This is a genomic window from Micropepsis pineolensis, from assembly GCF_055392125.1.
On record NZ_AP042408.1, the window covers coordinates 783,935 to 800,441 of the forward strand.

General features: G+C 58.8%; 15 protein-coding genes and 1 tRNA gene. 6 read left to right on the forward strand and 10 right to left on the reverse strand.

What is annotated here, in order from left to right:
• Window position 1: 1 nt before the first annotated feature.
• From ACZ5RI_RS03585 to rpmH, 7 genes are all read right to left on the reverse strand, one after another.
• Window positions 2-685, reverse strand: a complete 684-nt coding sequence (locus ACZ5RI_RS03585; RefSeq protein WP_464514739.1) for a pyrimidine 5'-nucleotidase — start codon at window positions 683-685, stop codon at window positions 2-4.
• A gap of 303 nt (window positions 686-988) precedes the next feature.
• Window positions 989-1,915 (reverse strand): acetylglutamate kinase, encoded by a 927-nt coding sequence (gene argB, locus ACZ5RI_RS03590; RefSeq protein ID WP_464514740.1) that lies wholly within the window; start codon window positions 1,913-1,915, stop codon window positions 989-991.
• A gap of 50 nt (window positions 1,916-1,965) precedes the next feature.
• Window positions 1,966-2,646, reverse strand: a complete 681-nt coding sequence (gene yihA / locus ACZ5RI_RS03595; RefSeq protein ID WP_464514741.1) for a ribosome biogenesis GTP-binding protein YihA/YsxC — start codon at window positions 2,644-2,646, stop codon at window positions 1,966-1,968.
• Entirely contained in the window at window positions 2,643-4,463 is a 1,821-nt protein-coding gene (yidC, locus tag ACZ5RI_RS03600) for a membrane protein insertase YidC (protein ID WP_464514742.1), read from the reverse strand. The genes yihA and yidC overlap by 4 nt, the downstream gene beginning before the upstream one ends.
• A 117-nt stretch (window positions 4,464-4,580) precedes the next feature.
• The gene (gene yidD, locus ACZ5RI_RS03605; RefSeq protein ID WP_464515541.1) at window positions 4,581-4,841 is read right to left on the reverse strand and encodes a membrane protein insertion efficiency factor YidD; all 261 of its coding nucleotides are present in this window, start codon (window positions 4,839-4,841) and stop codon (window positions 4,581-4,583) included.
• A gap of 44 nt (window positions 4,842-4,885) precedes the next feature.
• On the reverse strand, window positions 4,886-5,224 hold the full coding sequence (gene rnpA / locus ACZ5RI_RS03610; protein WP_464514743.1) for a ribonuclease P protein component: 339 nt from the start codon (window positions 5,222-5,224) through the stop codon (window positions 4,886-4,888).
• A gap of 121 nt (window positions 5,225-5,345) precedes the next feature.
• Complete coding sequence (rpmH, locus tag ACZ5RI_RS03615) at window positions 5,346-5,480, reverse strand: 50S ribosomal protein L34 (RefSeq protein WP_464514744.1); 135 nt, start codon at window positions 5,478-5,480, stop codon at window positions 5,346-5,348.
• 143 nt (window positions 5,481-5,623) lie between these two features.
• Between rpmH and ACZ5RI_RS03620 the strand changes: the two genes are divergently transcribed.
• On the forward strand, window positions 5,624-7,051 hold the full coding sequence (locus ACZ5RI_RS03620) for a sensor histidine kinase (RefSeq protein WP_464514745.1): 1,428 nt from the start codon (window positions 5,624-5,626) through the stop codon (window positions 7,049-7,051).
• Between the two features lie 57 nt (window positions 7,052-7,108).
• Window positions 7,109-8,128 (forward strand): P1 family peptidase, encoded by a 1,020-nt coding sequence (locus tag ACZ5RI_RS03625; protein WP_464514746.1) that lies wholly within the window; start codon window positions 7,109-7,111, stop codon window positions 8,126-8,128.
• A 55-nt stretch (window positions 8,129-8,183) separates the two neighbouring features.
• Here the strand turns inward: ACZ5RI_RS03625 and ACZ5RI_RS03630 are convergent, their stop codons facing one another.
• Entirely contained in the window at window positions 8,184-9,392 is a 1,209-nt protein-coding gene (locus ACZ5RI_RS03630; protein WP_464514747.1) for a hypothetical protein, read from the reverse strand.
• A 446-nt stretch (window positions 9,393-9,838) separates the two neighbouring features.
• Here ACZ5RI_RS03630 and ACZ5RI_RS03635 point away from each other — a divergent pair.
• The 4 genes from ACZ5RI_RS03635 to ACZ5RI_RS03650 all read left to right on the forward strand — a co-directional run bounded on the left by ACZ5RI_RS03635 (window position 9,839) and on the right by ACZ5RI_RS03650 (window position 14,308).
• Window positions 9,839-9,915: transfer RNA gene (locus tag ACZ5RI_RS03635), tRNA-Arg, on the forward strand.
• A 360-nt stretch (window positions 9,916-10,275) separates the two neighbouring features.
• Window positions 10,276-11,964 carry a GGDEF domain-containing protein gene (locus tag ACZ5RI_RS03640; RefSeq protein ID WP_464514748.1) on the forward strand — a complete coding sequence of 563 codons (1,689 nt, stop codon included), beginning with the start codon at window positions 10,276-10,278 and terminating at the stop codon, window positions 11,962-11,964.
• A gap of 88 nt (window positions 11,965-12,052) precedes the next feature.
• Window positions 12,053-13,045 (forward strand): tRNA dihydrouridine synthase, encoded by a 993-nt coding sequence (locus tag ACZ5RI_RS03645; protein WP_464514749.1) that lies wholly within the window; start codon window positions 12,053-12,055, stop codon window positions 13,043-13,045.
• A gap of 174 nt (window positions 13,046-13,219) precedes the next feature.
• Complete coding sequence (locus ACZ5RI_RS03650) at window positions 13,220-14,308, forward strand: glycerol dehydrogenase (protein WP_464514750.1); 1,089 nt, start codon at window positions 13,220-13,222, stop codon at window positions 14,306-14,308.
• Between the two features lie 69 nt (window positions 14,309-14,377).
• Here ACZ5RI_RS03650 and ACZ5RI_RS03655 read toward each other — a convergent pair whose 3' ends face one another.
• A complete protein-coding gene (locus ACZ5RI_RS03655) occupies window positions 14,378-15,115 on the reverse strand; it encodes a thioredoxin domain-containing protein (RefSeq protein ID WP_464514751.1) in 738 nt (245 codons plus the stop codon).
• 13 nt (window positions 15,116-15,128) lie between these two features.
• Window positions 15,129-16,397 carry a M48 family metalloprotease gene (locus ACZ5RI_RS03660; RefSeq protein ID WP_464514752.1) on the reverse strand — a complete coding sequence of 423 codons (1,269 nt, stop codon included), beginning with the start codon at window positions 16,395-16,397 and terminating at the stop codon, window positions 15,129-15,131.
• Window positions 16,398-16,507: the final 110 nt, after the last annotated feature.

A 16,507-nucleotide genomic window follows, 5' to 3' on the forward strand; every position in this document is an offset into this window, starting at 1 on the left:
GTCAAACCTCAATACTGTTAAGAAACGTACCCAGATTGCTGGTGTGATAGGCAATATGGCGATGTTCGTCGCTGGAAAATACCGCGTTTTCGGGTGCAACGCATACGGTTGTCATGCCTAAAAGCGCGGCCGGGATCAGATTGACGGCCATATCCTCGAAAAAGGCCGAGCGGTTCGGATCAATATCCAGCCCCTTGATCAACCGCTCATAGCTTTCGGCCTCGGGTTTGGGGACATATTCCGAACAGCGGATGTCCCATATGGCGTCGATCAGGTCATCCAGCCCGCGCTTTTCCAGCACGCGGCCCGCATGTTCGGACGAGCCGTTGGTGAATACGATGCGGCGACCGGGTAGCCGCTCGAGCCCTTCGCGCAATTTGGCGTCCGGCTCCAGTGAAGACAGATCAATGCGGTGTACGCATTTGAGGAAATCTTCCGGGTCGATATGGTGATGGCGGATTAGTCCGGTTAGCGATGTGCCATACTGGCTGTAATAGCGCTTCTGCAGCGCCCATGCTTCCTCGCGCGGCAGGTTGAGATGACTGGAAATATAGTTGGTCATCTGCGCGTCGATCTGTGGAAAGACCGTATTGGCGGCAGGGTACAGCGTGTTATCGAGATCGAAGATCCAATTAACAACGTCGCTGAAATCGGCAGCTTTCGCAGCTGCGGGGCTGACTGACACGTGACTATCCATATTAGAACCGACCTTGGCGCGTTTCATCCTTTCACAAAAAAGGATGAAGCGCTTTGAATGTAGGTAGAAGCCTACCTGCAGGCAAGTTTAAGCGGCGGGCTCACTTAAAGCAAAGCCCGTCTCAAAGCCGGATTTTAATAGGGTTATGATTTCGTGCGGCGGACGCATCATATGCGATTTGTCCGTCGCTCGATTTCTGTGTTTTATCGCAACGTTACGCGCAAAAAACGGATTTTGCCTTTGCGCGTTGCTCTGGGGGGGCAGGACCTATTAATTGCAGGTGGGCTGCCCCTAGTTGGCCGTAATCAGGGTGCCGGCGCCGTGGGGGGTGAACAATTCCAGCAGCAGGACATGGGGAATGCGCCCATCCAGGATCACCGCCGCCTTGACGCCACTTTCCACCGCATGAATGGCGGTTTCGATCTTGGGGATCATGCCGCCACGGATGGTGCCATTGGCGATTAATGCCTTGGCTTCTTCGACAGTCAGGGCAGAGATCAGCTTGCCTTCGGAATCGAGCACGCCTTCGACATCGGTTAGCAGCACCAGACGCTCAGCCCGCATAGCGCTGGCGACAGAGCCTGCCACGGTGTCGGCGTTGATGTTGTAGGTTTCGCCTTCTTTGCCGACCCCGACCGGCGCGATCACCGGTACTAGGTTAGATTTCAGGAATGTTTCAAGCACTTCTGGGTTGATATTATCCGGTTCGCCGACAAAGCCGAGGTCCATCGGTTCCATCACCCCGGTCTCAGGGTTCTTGCGCAGGCGGTTCAGCTTGCGGGCGCGGATCAGATTGCCGTCTTTGCCCGACAGACCGACGGCATGGCCCCCGGCAGCGTTGATGCCGCTGACGATGCGCTTGTTGATCGAGCCGGTCAGCACCATTTCGACCACTTCCATCGCGGCAGCGTCGGTGACGCGCAAGCCATCGATGAACTGCGAGGGGATGGCGAGCCGTTTCAGCATGGCACCGATCTGGGGCCCGCCGCCATGGACGATCACCGGCTCCATCCCGGTTTGCTTCATCAGCACGATGTCCTGAGCAAAATCTTCGGTGACGCCGCCGGTCATGGCATTGCCACCGAATTTCACCACCACGGTTTTGCGGTCATATTGCAGGATATAGGGCAGAGCATCGATCAGGATGCGGGCGGTGGAGCGCCAGCGCGCCATGATGCGCAGATTTCTATCCTGGGTGATTTCTTCGGAAACGGCCATTGGGGCGCCTTTGCCAAAAAAACGGGTTTTTAAAACGGGGGGCTTATAACTTAAGCTTGAGGCAAGGCCAACGCTGCAAGGTGTTTTTTTAGGGCTTCAAGGCCGAGTTTTTTCTCGGACGAGGTTGCCAGCACTTCAGGGTAGGCGGCGGTATGGCGTTTGGCCTCTGTCGCAACCGTCAGTGCAACCTTGTCGCGTGCTTCAGGCCTGATCTCGTCAATCTTGGTCAGAACGGTCAGATAGGACACAGCCGCTTTGTCGAGCAGCTCCATGACGGCCTTGTCGACTTCCATCACGCCACGGCGCGAATCAATCAGCAGTACCACCCGCCGCAACGGGGCCCGACCGCGCAAATAGGCGAAGATCATTTTCTGCCATTCGGCTGCCAACTCCTTGGAGGCTTTGGCATAGCCATAGCCGGGCAAGTCGGTGATCACCAACCGGCCACCCAGATTGAAGAAGTTGATCTCACGCGTGCGGCCCGGGGTCTGCGAGACGCGGGCCAGCCCCTTGCGCCCGGTCAGGGCGTTGATCAGGCTCGACTTGCCAACATTGGAGCGGCCGACAATGGCAATTTCGGGCAGCGATGCCGGTGGCAGGCTTTCGATTGCGCTGGCACCCCAGAAGAAATCGCAAGGACCGGCGAACATGCGGATGGCGGCTTCTTCAGCCGCCTTTTCCGCTGCTTCGTCAATCGGTTCGTTCGTATTGGGATCGAGCGGACCGGTCATTCCTTGTCCTTCTTCTTGAACAGGCCACCCAGATTGTTGAACAGGTGCACCTCGACGCCCTCACGGCGCATCATGATGTATTGCTGGGCAACCGACAGCAGGTTGTTCCAGGTCCAGTAGATCACCAGACCGGCCGGGAAGGCTGCCATCATGAACATGAAGATCCACGGCATAAAGGCGAAGACCTTGGCCTGGGTCGGGTCGGTGGGGGCCGGATTGAGCTTGGTCTGCACCCACTGCGACAGGCCCATCAGGATCGGCCAGATACCGACATTGATGACAATGGCCAGGAACGCCAGCCCAAAGGGAATCGTGTGCGGCACCGTGAAGGGCAACAGACCAAACAGGTTGAGGTAGCTGGTGGGGTCTGCCGCCGACAGATCCTGAATCCAGCCGAAGAATGGTGCGTGGTACATTTCGATGGTGACGAACATCACCTTGTACAGCGAGAACAGGATCGGGATCTGCACCACCATCGGCAGGCAGCCGGACAGCGGGTTGACCTTTTCACGCTTGTACAGGCCCATCATCTCCTGTTGCAGGCGCTGTGGGTTGCCCTCGCAGATCTTCTTGACGCGTTCCATCTCGGGCTGAAGCTTCTTCATCCGGATCATCGAGCGGAAGGAGACATTGGCCAGCGGGAATAGCACCAGACGGATCAGCACGGTCGCCACGATGATCGCCAGACCGAAATTGCCCAGGAACTTGTTGAGCATATCCAGCAGCCAGAACATCGGCTGGGTGATGAAGATGAACCACCCCCAGTCGACCGCCAGATCAAAGCGGGCGATGCCCAGATTCTTCTGATAGCCGCGTAAGGTGTCGACCACCTTGGCACCGGCGAACATGCGATGGGTGACGGTGGTGGTGGCCCCCGGTGCAATTTCGCGCGCACCCAAGGTGTAGTTGGCCTGATAGGATTTGTCCGAGCCATAGGGCGAGGCGCGGAACGTGCCGTTATAGGCTTCGTTCTGCCCCGGGATCAGCGCGGTCATCCAGTATTTGTCGGTGATGCCCAGCCAGCCGCCGGTTGACGAGAAGCTTTCCGGCCCCTTGTCGTCCTTCTGGAAATCTTTGTAGGTCGGGTCTTTCAGCTTGCCCTCGGCCACGCCGACAAAGCCCTCATGCAGCACCCAGTAATGGGTGCGCTGGGGCACGCCATCACGCACCACCAGAGCATAGGGGAACAGCACCGCTTTGGTGCCTGACTTGTTGGCGACGCTGTCGCTGACCGTGAACATATACTTTTCGTCGACGGTGATCTTGCGGGTGAAGACCAGGCCATGGCCGTTATCCCACGCCAGCACCACCGGTTTGCCGGGGGCCAGCTCGTCGCCGAAAATCACTTTCCACGGGGTCTTGTCGTCCGGTACGGCAACGCCGCCGCCGGCCGCACTCCAACCGAACTGGGTGAAGTAAGGCGACTGTGAACCGCTCGGCGATAACAGTTCGATTTCCGGGCTGTTCGGGTCAGTGGTCTCGCGATAATGGCGCAGCTTCAGATCGTCGAAGCGCGCGCCGGTGACGCGCAGTGAACCGTCCACTGTCGGGGTCCGGATCGGAATGCGCACACCGCTTTCGCGGATCGCTACATTGCGCGGCACAACCCGGATGCCGTTCTGCGGCACGGTGGCCACGGCGGCGCCGGGGGCGGTTGGTGTAGCCGGTTCTGCGGTCGGCTTCTTGGTCTGCAAAGCGGTTTCCGCCTGATGGGCCTGATCGGCCTTCATCTTCGGAATGGCAACCAGATATTGCCAGGCAAACAGCACGCCCATCGACAGGACGATGGCGAGAAGAAAATTCTTATTGTTGTTCATCGAACACCTTGCAGGAACGGACAGTTGGCAATCGGTTTGCCGTAATATAGTGGCAAAAACAAGAAATCTAACGGTTCGGCGCTTAAAGTCTGATTCTGTTTACGCTTGCCTCAGCTTTTAGGCCTTGGGTTTACGGGGCGGTACCGGGTCATAACCCGACGAGCCGCCAAGCCAGCGGATGGGGTGACAGCGCAATATCCGCCGTAAGGCCAGCCAGAAGCCCTTAATCGGTCCATGCAGTCGGATCGCCTCGATGGCGTAGTGCGAACAGCTTGGGGTGAACCGGCAACTGGGCGGCAGCATTGGGGATAAAAACAACTGATAGGCACGGATCGGGACAATCAACAGCCCGGAAAACAGACGCGTAAACAAATACATAAGCAGGCGGCGGCCGGTGTTGGGTGTCTGGCCGGGCCGGGACGTCATAGCGGTTTGGCTTCTTCGGCGTTTTTGGCGCGATGACGATGGGCCTGGGCCACGACCTCGGTCAAATCCTGGCGCAGTAGGTCAAAGGGCCGTTTTAGCGTCTGGGGGCGGGCGATGAACACATAATCGCTGCCCGGCTCGGCCATGGTGGGCAATATTTCTGCGGCCAGCGCCCGAAGCCGCCGTTTGGCCCGGTTGCGGGCGACCGAATTGCCGACTTTTTTACTGGCGGTAAAACCGACCCGGAAGCCGGTGGCGGGTTGATCTGGCGGACTGGCACACAGTTCCAGCACCATGCCGTCACGACGGCGCCGGATGCCTTTCTGAGCCCGCAAAAAATCGCTCCGTTTTTTTAACCGATTGATTTTCATTGGTTTTTATACACCAAAACGCGGCCACCCCATCGGGGTGCCGCGTTTTAAACTTTACGTGCAGACCGTAAAGGGATGTCAGGCCTTAGGCCGACAGCTTCTTACGGCCATGTGCCCGGCGGTTGGACAGAATCTGCCGGCCAGCCTTAGTCGCCATGCGCGCACGGAAGCCGTGACGGCGCTTGCGCACGATTTTACTCGGTTGATAGGTGCGCTTCATGATCCAATCTCCGTCGGGTAAGCTTGCAAAAGAGCCGCGGTTCTAAGCACCGCAGCATTTTATGTCAATGCGCTGACTGCTTATACGCTACAAATTCCGTATATATTGTGCTCTAACGCCGGGGTGGGACGTGATTTGGCTCGATGCAGATAGGTTTTCTGGCACGTCTGAACCGGTTCCGGCAGTTGGCGGCGTACAGTTTGTCCGGCCGGCTGCTGCTGTTAACCTCGTTATTCGTGCTGGCCTGTGAGATTTTGATTCTGGCTCCGGTGATCGGGCGCGTCTATCGCGGGCTGTTGGATATCCATGTTCTATCCGCCGAGCTGGCGGTGATGCCGTTTACCGAGCCTGAAGGCCAGAATCTGTCCTTTGGTATGCGGCGGTTGCTGCTTAACCATGCTGACGCCATGGCCGTGGCTGTAACCCGCAGTGACCGGCGTGATTTCTTTACCACCATGGCGGCAGATACCATGCCCTCGACCCCGGCCCGCAGGATCAATCTGATCCGGGGCGGCATCGGCAGTGACATCTATAATGCGGTGGAATGTTTGTCCGGGCGGGGAGATCGGGTGCTCTATGTCGTATCCCGCACCCGAATCGATAAGGCTCAGGAAATCGGCGTTCTGCTGAACGAGGGGCCGATTCGGGCCACGATGGTGCAATTTACCCGGCAATATATCGTGCTCAGCCTGATCATTTCGGGCATCAGCGCGGTGCTGGTCTTTGCCAGCCTGTTCTTTTTCCTGGTGCGGCCGATGCGCCGCATCACCCAGGCCATGGTGTCATTTCGGGAAAACCCCGAGGATGGTGAGCGTATTTTAGTGCCGCGCGAGGTGGCCGGTGAGATCGGTACGGCCGAGCGTGAACTGGCGGCGATGCAGCGCGAGCTCTACGGCTTCCTGCATCAACGCGCCCGGCTGGCGGCGCTCGGGGCATCGGTGGCGCGGATTCAGCATGATTTGCGCAATATCTTGGCCACAGCCCAGCTGGCATCCGACCGTTTGACCACAAGTCAGGACCCGGCGGTCAAAAAAATGGCCCCCAGCCTGATCGCGTCGATCGACCGGGCGGTGGCACTGGCCAGCAACACGCTGAAATTCAGCCGTACGGTGGAAAGTCCGCCCCAAAAGCGAGCCTTTTTCCTGCAGCCTCTGGCCAGTGAGGCAATCGAGACCGCGCTGAGTGGCGGTAAGGGTGGTCCGCTGCAATGCGATAATAAGGTGGCCACGGATTTCGCCGTGTTGGCGGATCGGGAACAGATCTACCGCGTGCTGGTCAATCTGGTGCGCAACGCGGTCGAGGTGCTGGACGGTAAGGGTGGCAGGATCGTGGTATCGGCGAACCATATGGATGATTCGGTGCATATCGACGTTGCCGATAGCGGGCCCGGATTGCCCAAGGCGGCTGTGGATAAATTGTTTCAGCCTTTTGCCTCGGTCGCAAAGCCTGGGGGCAGTGGTTTGGGGCTGGCCATTGCGCGCGAGCTGATGCGTGGCCATGGCGGCGATGTTGTGCTGGTCGCGACCGGTGCCACGGGCACCCGCTTCCGCCTGATTCTGCCCGCAAATTAAACCGGTTGGCGGCGGGCGATCTTTCGCCTTTCTTGCAGGCGGGATAGGGTGCCTGTCATGATAAAAACCGGTCCCCGCAATCTGATTACCGATGTCGCAGGCCTTCGTGTTGGCCAGGCTGAAGATACCGAAGTCTGGAGCGGCGTCAGTGTCGTGATCTGCGACGCCCCCTGTCGGGCGGCGGTGGATGTGCGTGGTGGCGCACCCGGTACCCATGAAACAGACATGCTCGATCCGGCCAATCTGGTCGGGGCGGTGGATGCGGTGGTGCTGTCCGGCGGCTCGGCCTATGGCCTGGCGGCAACGGCGGGGGTAATGGGCTATCTGGGCGAGCGGGGGCGGGGGGTTCGTGTTCGCCCCGAAAGCGTGCCAGTGCCGATTGTGCCGGGAGCGATCTTGTTTGATCTCGATAATGGCGGCGACAAATCTGGACGGCGGCCTTTTGATTATGCCGCACTGGGACGGCGGGCTGCGGCCGCTGCGGGGCTCGATTTTGTCCTTGGGACTGCCGGGGCGGGGTATGGGGCTATCGCCGGAACCTATAAGGGTGGTTTGGGCAGTGCATCGGTGGTGTCGGACGACGGTTTTACCGTCGGCGCGCTGGTGGCGGTAAATGCGGTGGGCTCGCCGGTGATGCCGGGTTCGGATGCCTTCTGGGCGTGGCCATGGGAGATGAACGGGGAGTTCGGGGCACGCCGCCCCGGCCCCGACTGGCAGTCGGGCGGCGATATTCCGGCTGATATGAAGCACGCCCGCGCAGGTGCCAATACCACCATCGCGGTGCTGGCCACAGATGCCGATCTGACCCGGATTGAACTGAAGCGGCTGGCGATCATGGCCGCTGATGGTTTCGCCCGGGCGTTGCGGCCAGCGCATTCCCCCTTTGATGGCGATGCGATTTTTTCTTTGGCCACGGCGGTGCGCCCCGTCGCTGAGCAGGACCCGAGGGGGCGGGCGGCCATGCTGCTGCGTCTGGGAACCCTGGCGGGGGATTGTATGGCCCGGGCCATTGCCCGGGGCGTCTATGCCGCCAGCAGTCTTGGGGCGGTCAAAAGCTACTGTGAGGTTTTTCCATAAAAAACGCCGGTCAAATCGACCGGCGTTTGGACTAATAGGCTTTGGCGTTACAGCCTTAGCGCTGGAAAACCTGAACTTCACTGACGATCACCGACGGGTCGGTCGACGATGTGATGCTGAGCCGCGAGGCTGGCACGCCCATATCGGTCATGCTGCGCAGCACGTCCTGAGCATGGCGATGCGCCTGTGTCTGGGCCAGCTGTGCTGTGGCCGTGGTGCCTTTGGTCGGGGCAACGGCCACCACCTTAAAGGTGGCGGAAGGGTGCTGCTGCAAGGCCTGACGCAGAGCGGTGTAAAGCTCGTCCTGATAATCCTTGTTGGCGTGATCAAAGCGAATCACCACCAGCGGCGCACCGGAGACCGCTGAAGCGATCTGGCGGCCATTGCCCGAGGCCGAGATGATCTGGGCGCCAAAGTCGGTGCCATAGAATTCGCCATTCTTAATCGAACCGGCAAGTGCGGTCAGATTGGCCCGTTCGTTGGCGACATAGGCAATCTGGCGCTGCACATCGTCGGAGACTTCCCGCAACAGGCGATCGATCAGCACGATGGACTGGCTGGTTTCGTCTTCCAGCACACGCAGCTGACGATGGTCCTCGTCGACTGCGCCGGAGACGTTGAGCGTCGCCGCAATCTGGTCGAGCGTGTAATGGGCATCTGACGCATCACTGGCCGCATCTTTGGCCAAGGTGTTGAGCGAATTGATGTTGGCGGTAAGCTGGTCAAGCGAACCCTGCGCCCGGTTCCATTCGCTCACCAGTTCCGGGTTGCCGCGGGTGGTGCCCAGCTGCAAGCGGGTGGTGATGCGGGCTTTGGATTCGTGATAGGCGACCGCTGTGGCCGCGCCACCATTGCGCAATGTGGCCAGCTTCTGGGCGTTTTGCCCCAGAGAGTTTTCCAGTTCGACCATCTTGCTACGCAGCGCCGCGGTGGTTTTGCCCACCGCTGTGCCGGTTTCGCTGCCCGGTTCAATGGAAATTGGTGTGATTGTCGCCACTGGGGCCAAAATGGCGCCGGTGGTGTTGGGCTGATAGGCCGCTGGTGCCGGTGTCCCTGCCGGAGCCCCGATTGAAGCCTCCGTCGTGGGAGCGCCATGCATGGCAGTAGCGGTTGCAGCGCCTTGCGGCGCTTCATCATCGCCGAACAACATTGTGTCGAGGCCTGCGCAGCCCGATAGGCCTAGCGCTGCCACCAACGACAAAGCAGTCCATAAACGCGACGAAACGCCTGCAATCATTGCCCGTTCGGCCGTCCTAGCAGTCATATGCCATCTCCGCATCCGCCGAATTAATACCCATAATCCGGCGTTTGGTCCCTCTTAGCCCCGTTGATAATAAATCACGGTACTTAAAAATAAAGTATTAACCACACCGACTGGCCGGAACAAGTGCACACCGACCTCGCCGTATGGCAAGCCGCCATAGCACGTCGCCAATGGCATGCAGCCGATGATTTGCGGTACGTAAGCCCAGCCCGCCCGAATTCCTTACATTATGCAGCGGTTAAAGAATAGTTGGCAAACGCTTTTTGGGTGCCATTTAATCTATTTATCTTCATAGTTGTTTTGTGTGGCGCCCCACGGTTAGGAAGCAATAAAACGCTGTAGGGAAAAGCCAGCAATTCCGCCATGCCATAAAAATTTCAAAAAAAATGCATCGTGCCGCTTGCCTTTCTTAAAGCGGATGAATAGGTTGCGCCACCTGAAAAGGCGCACCGGTAGCTCAGCTGGATAGAGCACCAGACTACGAATCTGGGGGTCGCGGGTTCGAATCCTACCCGGTGCACCATTTCTTCTTTTCATTACATTGTTGAAATTTCTCTGGCCTGAACTGATGCAGGTCTGTGGCTGTGCTGTGGCGTGATTATGCCACAGGGCTGACTGCAGCTCCGTGGCGGGTTTGTGCCAGAAAAGTACGAAAATAGAAGCCGTCATCACCGCTGGGCTGGCTGGTGAGGTGGCTGGCGGGCATTGGAAATCGGCGACCAGAATCCATTTTCGATTAACCCATCCCGTGTAGAATGATTCTTGCTGAAACGTCGCCAAGACTAAGGCTGACGGATTGCGTCCGTAATCGTCGCACCGCTGTTTAGCCTGATGGTTATTACATTCAGCACCCCGAATAGCCGCTTCTTTGAGGCACCCCGCGATGCAAGGCGTACGGAGTACCCCACTATTATCCGTCATGGCCGATACCGGGATGTCGGGTGGCCCTACGACCGCTTTTTCGTTTCGCCCGCAGCGATCCAAATGGCAGCGCCTGCGGTGGATGGGGCAGGAATTCTTCGCGGTTGTTATCATTGTCGTCTTCTGGGCTGTGTCGATGTGGTTCCTGACCGGGTTCCTGATGCGTGCCCGCATGGTGAACGAGGTTCATGATGCCAAAGAGCAAGTCAATTTAAGTGCAGAGATGGTTTCCAGTTCGATGGATCATCATCTGGACACGCTGCGCACGGTTCCCAACATTCTGGCCTTGATGCCTTCCACCATTGGGCCGCTGCTTGACGCGGATGCCAAACGTGCGACGGAGACGCTGCGCGCCGAAGGGGGGAGCATTCTCAACTTCCGTTTACCCGATGATCATATGTTGCCCCTGCAACTGGCCGGGCTGGCGGCAAGCGGCACTATCAAGAACATCATGGTCCTGACCAACGCAGGCGACTGTCTGGCGGTGGCTGGTTTTTTATACCGGGTCAAATGGACCTGTGAGGAACGGCGTTTTTCTTATCTGATTGATGGCGCGGTTTCCGGCAATAAAACGTGGTTCGGTGTGTGGCCAACTGAGCCGGGGCTGTTTCATGTTGCCCCGGTTCTGGTCGGAAAGCGTCGTATCGGTCTTGTTGCCGCCAAAATCGATCTGTCACCCATCAATGCGGCCATTGCAGATAAAAATGCCTTTGTCACCGATGAATATGGCGTGGTGATCGCAACCCATGATCCGGCCCATTTTATGCGTGTGATGCCGGTGGGGCGGGTTAATCAACTGTCTGCGGCCGAGCGGATGCGCCGTTATGGTCGCGTGTCCTTTGAACCGCTGGAATGGCAAGTGGTCGGCCAGTTTGCGGGCGAAGATCTGATCCGGTGGGGCGGGGATACATCTTTAAATGTTTCTGCAACACGCAGCTACAGCGACGGCAAGTTTTACGTCTATGCGACGCACAATCTGAACAGTCTGGCCATACACAAGTTTGACCGTTTTATTCTGTTCAGTCTGCTTTTTATCGTCGGGGCACTGTTGACGTTGCATATCCGGGGTATCGTTGTCTCGCTCAAGAAAACGGAGCGGCATAGTCAGGAGATCTCCCGGCTCAACGAAATTCTTTGTGAACAGGCGAGCACCGATGCGCTGACCGGAATCGCCAACCGTCGCTATTTCTTCATGGCCGTCGAAAACGAGCGGCAGCGCGGTCTGCGCCACAAGACGATCTTCAGCCTGCTGCAGGTTGATTTTGATCGCTTTAAACAGATTAACGACCATTACGGTCATGCTGCGGGGGATGATGGTTTGCGACATGTCGTCTCGCTGATGCAGAGCAGCTTGCGGGCGGGCGATGTTCTGGGGCGCACCGGTGGCGACGAATTCGCCGTTCTGCTGCCGCTGACCGATGCGGCTGGCGCGCAGGTGGTGGCGCAAAGAATGTGCGATCTGGTGGCGGCTACGGCACTGATGGTCGGCCAGACCGAAGTCCATGTCAGCCTTAGCATCGGGGTTTCGCAATGGCGACCAGAATCTCCAGAAACGCTCGCCGCGTTGATGGCCCGGGCCGATCAGGCGCTCTATCTGGCCAAAGAAGCTGGCAAAAACCGGGTGCAGCCCGAGATTTTTCCCGCTGCCTGACGTGTGTTTCTGCGGATGAAGGCGGCAGCTTGATTTTTCCTGCTGCCGTCCGTCATGGTGCCGCCGGTTTTCAAGGTACAGAAGCGTTATGGCGGATGCATTGCGTATTGGTTCGGTCAGTCTTGGCGGGCGTGTGTTGTTGGCGCCGATGGCCAGCGTATCCGATTTGCCATTTCGCCGTACCGCAGCCCGGCTTGGCGCGGTGTATGCCGCCAGCGAGATGGTGGCCTGTACCACATTGGCTCAAGGCCGTGCCGATATGGTGAACCGTGCGGCGGCGGGCGATGGCTTGCCCCTGATGGTGCTTCAGATCGCTGCACGGACCCCCGAAGATATCGCCATGGGGGCCGGGATGGCCGAGGCGGCCGGGGCCGATATTATCGACATCAATATGGGTTGCCCCTCGCGCGAGGTGGTCGGTGGGCTGTCGGGGGCGGCGCTGATGCGGGATCTTGGTCTGGCCTGCCAGCAGATTGCCGCCGCGGTCGGCGCAACGTCCCGTCCTGTCACGGTAAAAATGCGTCTGGGCTGGGACGATGCCAGCCGCAACGCCCCGGAACTGGCCGCTATGGCAGAACGTTGCGGCGCGGCGGCGCTGACCGTGCATGGCCGAACCCGTAATCAGTTTTATAAAGGTCATGCCGACTGGGCGGCGGTGGCGGCGGTCAAGGCAGCGACCACGCTGCCGGTGATCGTCAATGGCGATATTGTCGATGCCAACAGCGCGCGGATGGCTTTGGCCCAGTCGGGGGCCGATGCGGTGATGGTGGGGCGTGCGGCTGTTGGCCGACCCTGGATCGCGGGGGCGCTGGATGCGGCCCTTCGTCAGGGTGGGGATATGGTCGAGCCGGATGCCGTGGCCCGCTTAAACATTGCCATCGAACATTTGCGAGACAGTCAGTGCTTTTATGGTGCGGCATTGGGTTTGCGCATTTTCCGCAAGCATCTGGCGGGCTACATTGATGCGGCACCCTGGCCCGGTGATGACGGGGTGCGGCGGCAGGCGCGGGGGCAGATCTGTCAGCTGAAAACCGGTGCCGAGGTTGAGACAGCGTTAACCGAATTATGGCGCGTGCATTGAGGCGTAAATAATAGGGGATTCTTAAGTCTGGCTCTGGAACCCCGCATCTGACGGCCCACATAGTCTATAGTGTGGACAATCGAAGGTCCGCTGCAAGGCCGCTGACAAACTTGCCTGTACGGCAGTTTTATGCCCGGTCGCTGCATTTTACACTTCGAGTATAAGGAGCCTGTCATGAGTGCCACCACGATTTTTCCAAACCGCTATGTTCAGGGCGACGGGGCGCTCAAACTGCTGCCCGAGGAGATTGCCCGTCTGGGCAATGCCGCGCTGGCCATCATCGACCGCGTGGTGCTGACCAAGGTCGCCCCCCAGATCAAGACCGAAAAAAACGTCACGATTACGATCGAGGCCTTCGGTGGCGAATGCAGTGACGAGGAAATCGAACGCTTAAGCGCCGCCGCGCGTAAAGCCATGGTCACCGTGGTGGTGGGTATTGGTGGCGGCAAGGTGCTCGATACCGCCAAGTCCGTGGGACACACCCTTGGTCTGCCGGTGGTGGTGGCCCCGACGGTGGCCTCGACCGATGCACCGTGTAGCGCCTTGTCGGTGATTTACACGCCGGAAGGCGGTTTCTCGCGCTATCTTTTCCTGCAGCGAAATCCCGATGTTGTGCTGGTTGATACCGCGATGATCGTGGCCGCCCCGGCGCGGCTGTTGATTTCCGGTATGGGGGATGCGCTTTCGACTTGGTTCGAGGCCGAGGATTGCCAGAAAAGCGGCTCACCCAACATGACAGGGCGGCTAGGTTCGATGACCGCCTATGCATTGGCACGGCTGTGTTATGACACGCTGATCGGCTATGGTGCCGAGGCGCTGAAAGCCTGCGATGCGAAAACCGTGACCCCGGCACTCGAACGCATTGTCGAAGCCAACACGCTGCTCAGCGGTATAGGTTTTGAAAGCGGCGGACTGTCGGGTGCGCATGCTATTCATAATGGTCTGACCGCGCTGGAGGGGACACATCATTTCTTCCACGGTGAAAAGGTGGCGTTCGGTACGTTGTCTTTATTGTATCTGAGCTGTCGGTCCCAGTCCGTCATTGACGAGGTGTATGGTTTCTGCGCCTCGATCGGGTTGCCTACCACGCTGGCCGATATCGGTCTGGAGGGTGTCAGTGACGCAGATCTACTGATTGCTGCGAAGATTGCCTGTGCGCCGGAAGATACCATCCTGCACGTCAATGCGGATGTGACCCCGGAAGCGGTGGTCGCGGCGATGCGGGCGGCTGATGCCGAAGGTCGCCGCCGCAAGGCCGCGTAACACGCATCTCAGTCTGGTATAAAAAAGGCCGGGGGAACCCGGCCTTTTTCGTCGTGCTGAAAAAAACGCTTATTTATTGATGTTTTTGAAATCCGCATCGGTTACTTCGCCATCATGGAATTTGCCGTTGAGGATGAAGGACGGCGTGCCGCTGACCTGCGATTCCGCGGCCAGCTTGCGGGCACCGACCAGTGCCTTATCGACGGCGGGCGAGGCCATATCAGCCGTCAGCTTGTTGATGTCGATGCCAGCCTTTTTCAGGTCGGCCTGCAACAGCGTCGGCTCAATGGCCTCTGTCTCCCCCATCAGGCCAAAGTGCAGCGCCAGGTATTTGTCACCCTGGGCGCGGGCGGCAATCGCAGCGCGGGCCGCCATCGTCGACGCTTCGCCATTGATGGGAAATTCGATGAAGGCAAAGCGCGTGTCGTTCTTGTGGGCCAGATAGAATCGCTTCACCGCAGCGAAAGAATTGCGGCAGTGGATGCAGTTATAGTCGAAGAACTCGACGAAGGTGTTCTTGGCATTGGCCGGGCCGGTGACATAGGCAATGGCCGGATCGAAGAATGCCTTCTGCCCCAGCTTGTCGATGACTTTCTGGCGCGCCGTGGTTTCCTGGCTGGCCTGATCGGCCTGCGCTTTGGCGGCCATTTCAAACACCACGCCGGGGTGGCCCATCAGATAGCGGTGCAGCCGGGCATCGCTGGCCACCGGCAACAGACCTGCGGCGCTGGCAGCTACCTCGACGACGACGATGGCCGCAGCCCCGATGATGCCGCCCAGAATGGCGACTTTCCAATTTTCTTTCATGTGCAGGTATCCGTTATCTGTTTTGTCTCATGTAGTTCTGCACCATGGCCAGAATATCGCCGGCCTGCTGCCATTCGGGTGAGCCTTGCGGTAAGGCGCGACGGGCGCGCATGGCGAACATTGCGGCCTCCGGTGCGTTGCCGCTGCAATAGCGTAGTTCGGCGGTGGCCAGATCGGCCATCGCGGTGTTGCCCATATCGCTATAGGCCTGCGCCAGTTCGTACCAGGCATAGGGCTGATCGCGATCCTGTTGCAGCGCCACTTTCAGATGGCCGATGGCGGCCTTTTCCTGATCCTTCTGATCGGTGGCGATCATCGCGGCGGCCAGTGATACCCGCAGCTCCGGCGCATCTGGAAGCAGGGTGACCGATTTGTGGAACGGCTCGACACCCTTCATCGGCTGGCCCATCGAAACATAGATCTGGCCGAGAACCTCATAGAAATAAGGGTTGTTGGGCTCGTCCTTGATCAGGCTTTGAATTTCGGCCATCGCGCCCTTGAGATTGGGCGTGCGCAAATAGACCATGGCGTGGGCATAGCGGGCTTCGGCGCTTTTGTCCGATGCCGGATAGCGGTTCATCACCTCGTTCACCGGCAGCAGGTAGCCCATCACCTTGGCCTTGACCATGCGGAAGGCATGCACCGAGGCCGGGCTGTCGGGCACATCGCGATAGGGCGAGGCATTGGCTTCGCCTTCCATCAGGGCTACGCGGTCGCGGTCGGCCGGGTGCGAGGTGGCGAAACGTTCCGGGTTCTTGACCATGCGGGCCATTTCATTGGCCATGCGGTTGAAAACATGGACCATGCCCAGACCGGATTGGTGGGTCAGGCGCAGATATTTCTGGCCCATCTGGTCGGCGGTGGCTTCCTGGGCGCGGCTGAAACTTAAAAACTGCGCCTCGGCAACACCCTGGCCCAGCCCCATCAGAATCATACCAGCTTCACCGGCCCCGGCGATCATGGCACCAACGCCGACGATCATCGATAAGATCATCGGGATGGTGGCTTTGCTCATGGCATCACTGCCACGGCTTAAATGGCCGCCCGCCATATGGCCGGTTTCATGCGCCAGCACGCCGACCAGTTCGTTCGGTGTCTGCAATTGGATGAACAGCCCGGCATTGGCGAAAATATTCTGTCCTTCGGCGACGAAGGCGTTCAGCTCGGTATCATTGACGATGTACATATGCACCGCCTCTGGATCGATACCGGCAACCTTTAAAATTGGGACTTCATAGCTGTGCAGCAGCCTTTCAGTCTCGGTATCCTGCAGCAGCCCCATGCCCTGTGCATAAGTAGGCCCGCTAAAGGCTAGCAGTGGGCCAACAAAGCCTGTAACAAAGGCGAGCGTCCGGCCAATGCGTGGCCATACCGGACGCGCTTTTTGCGTAC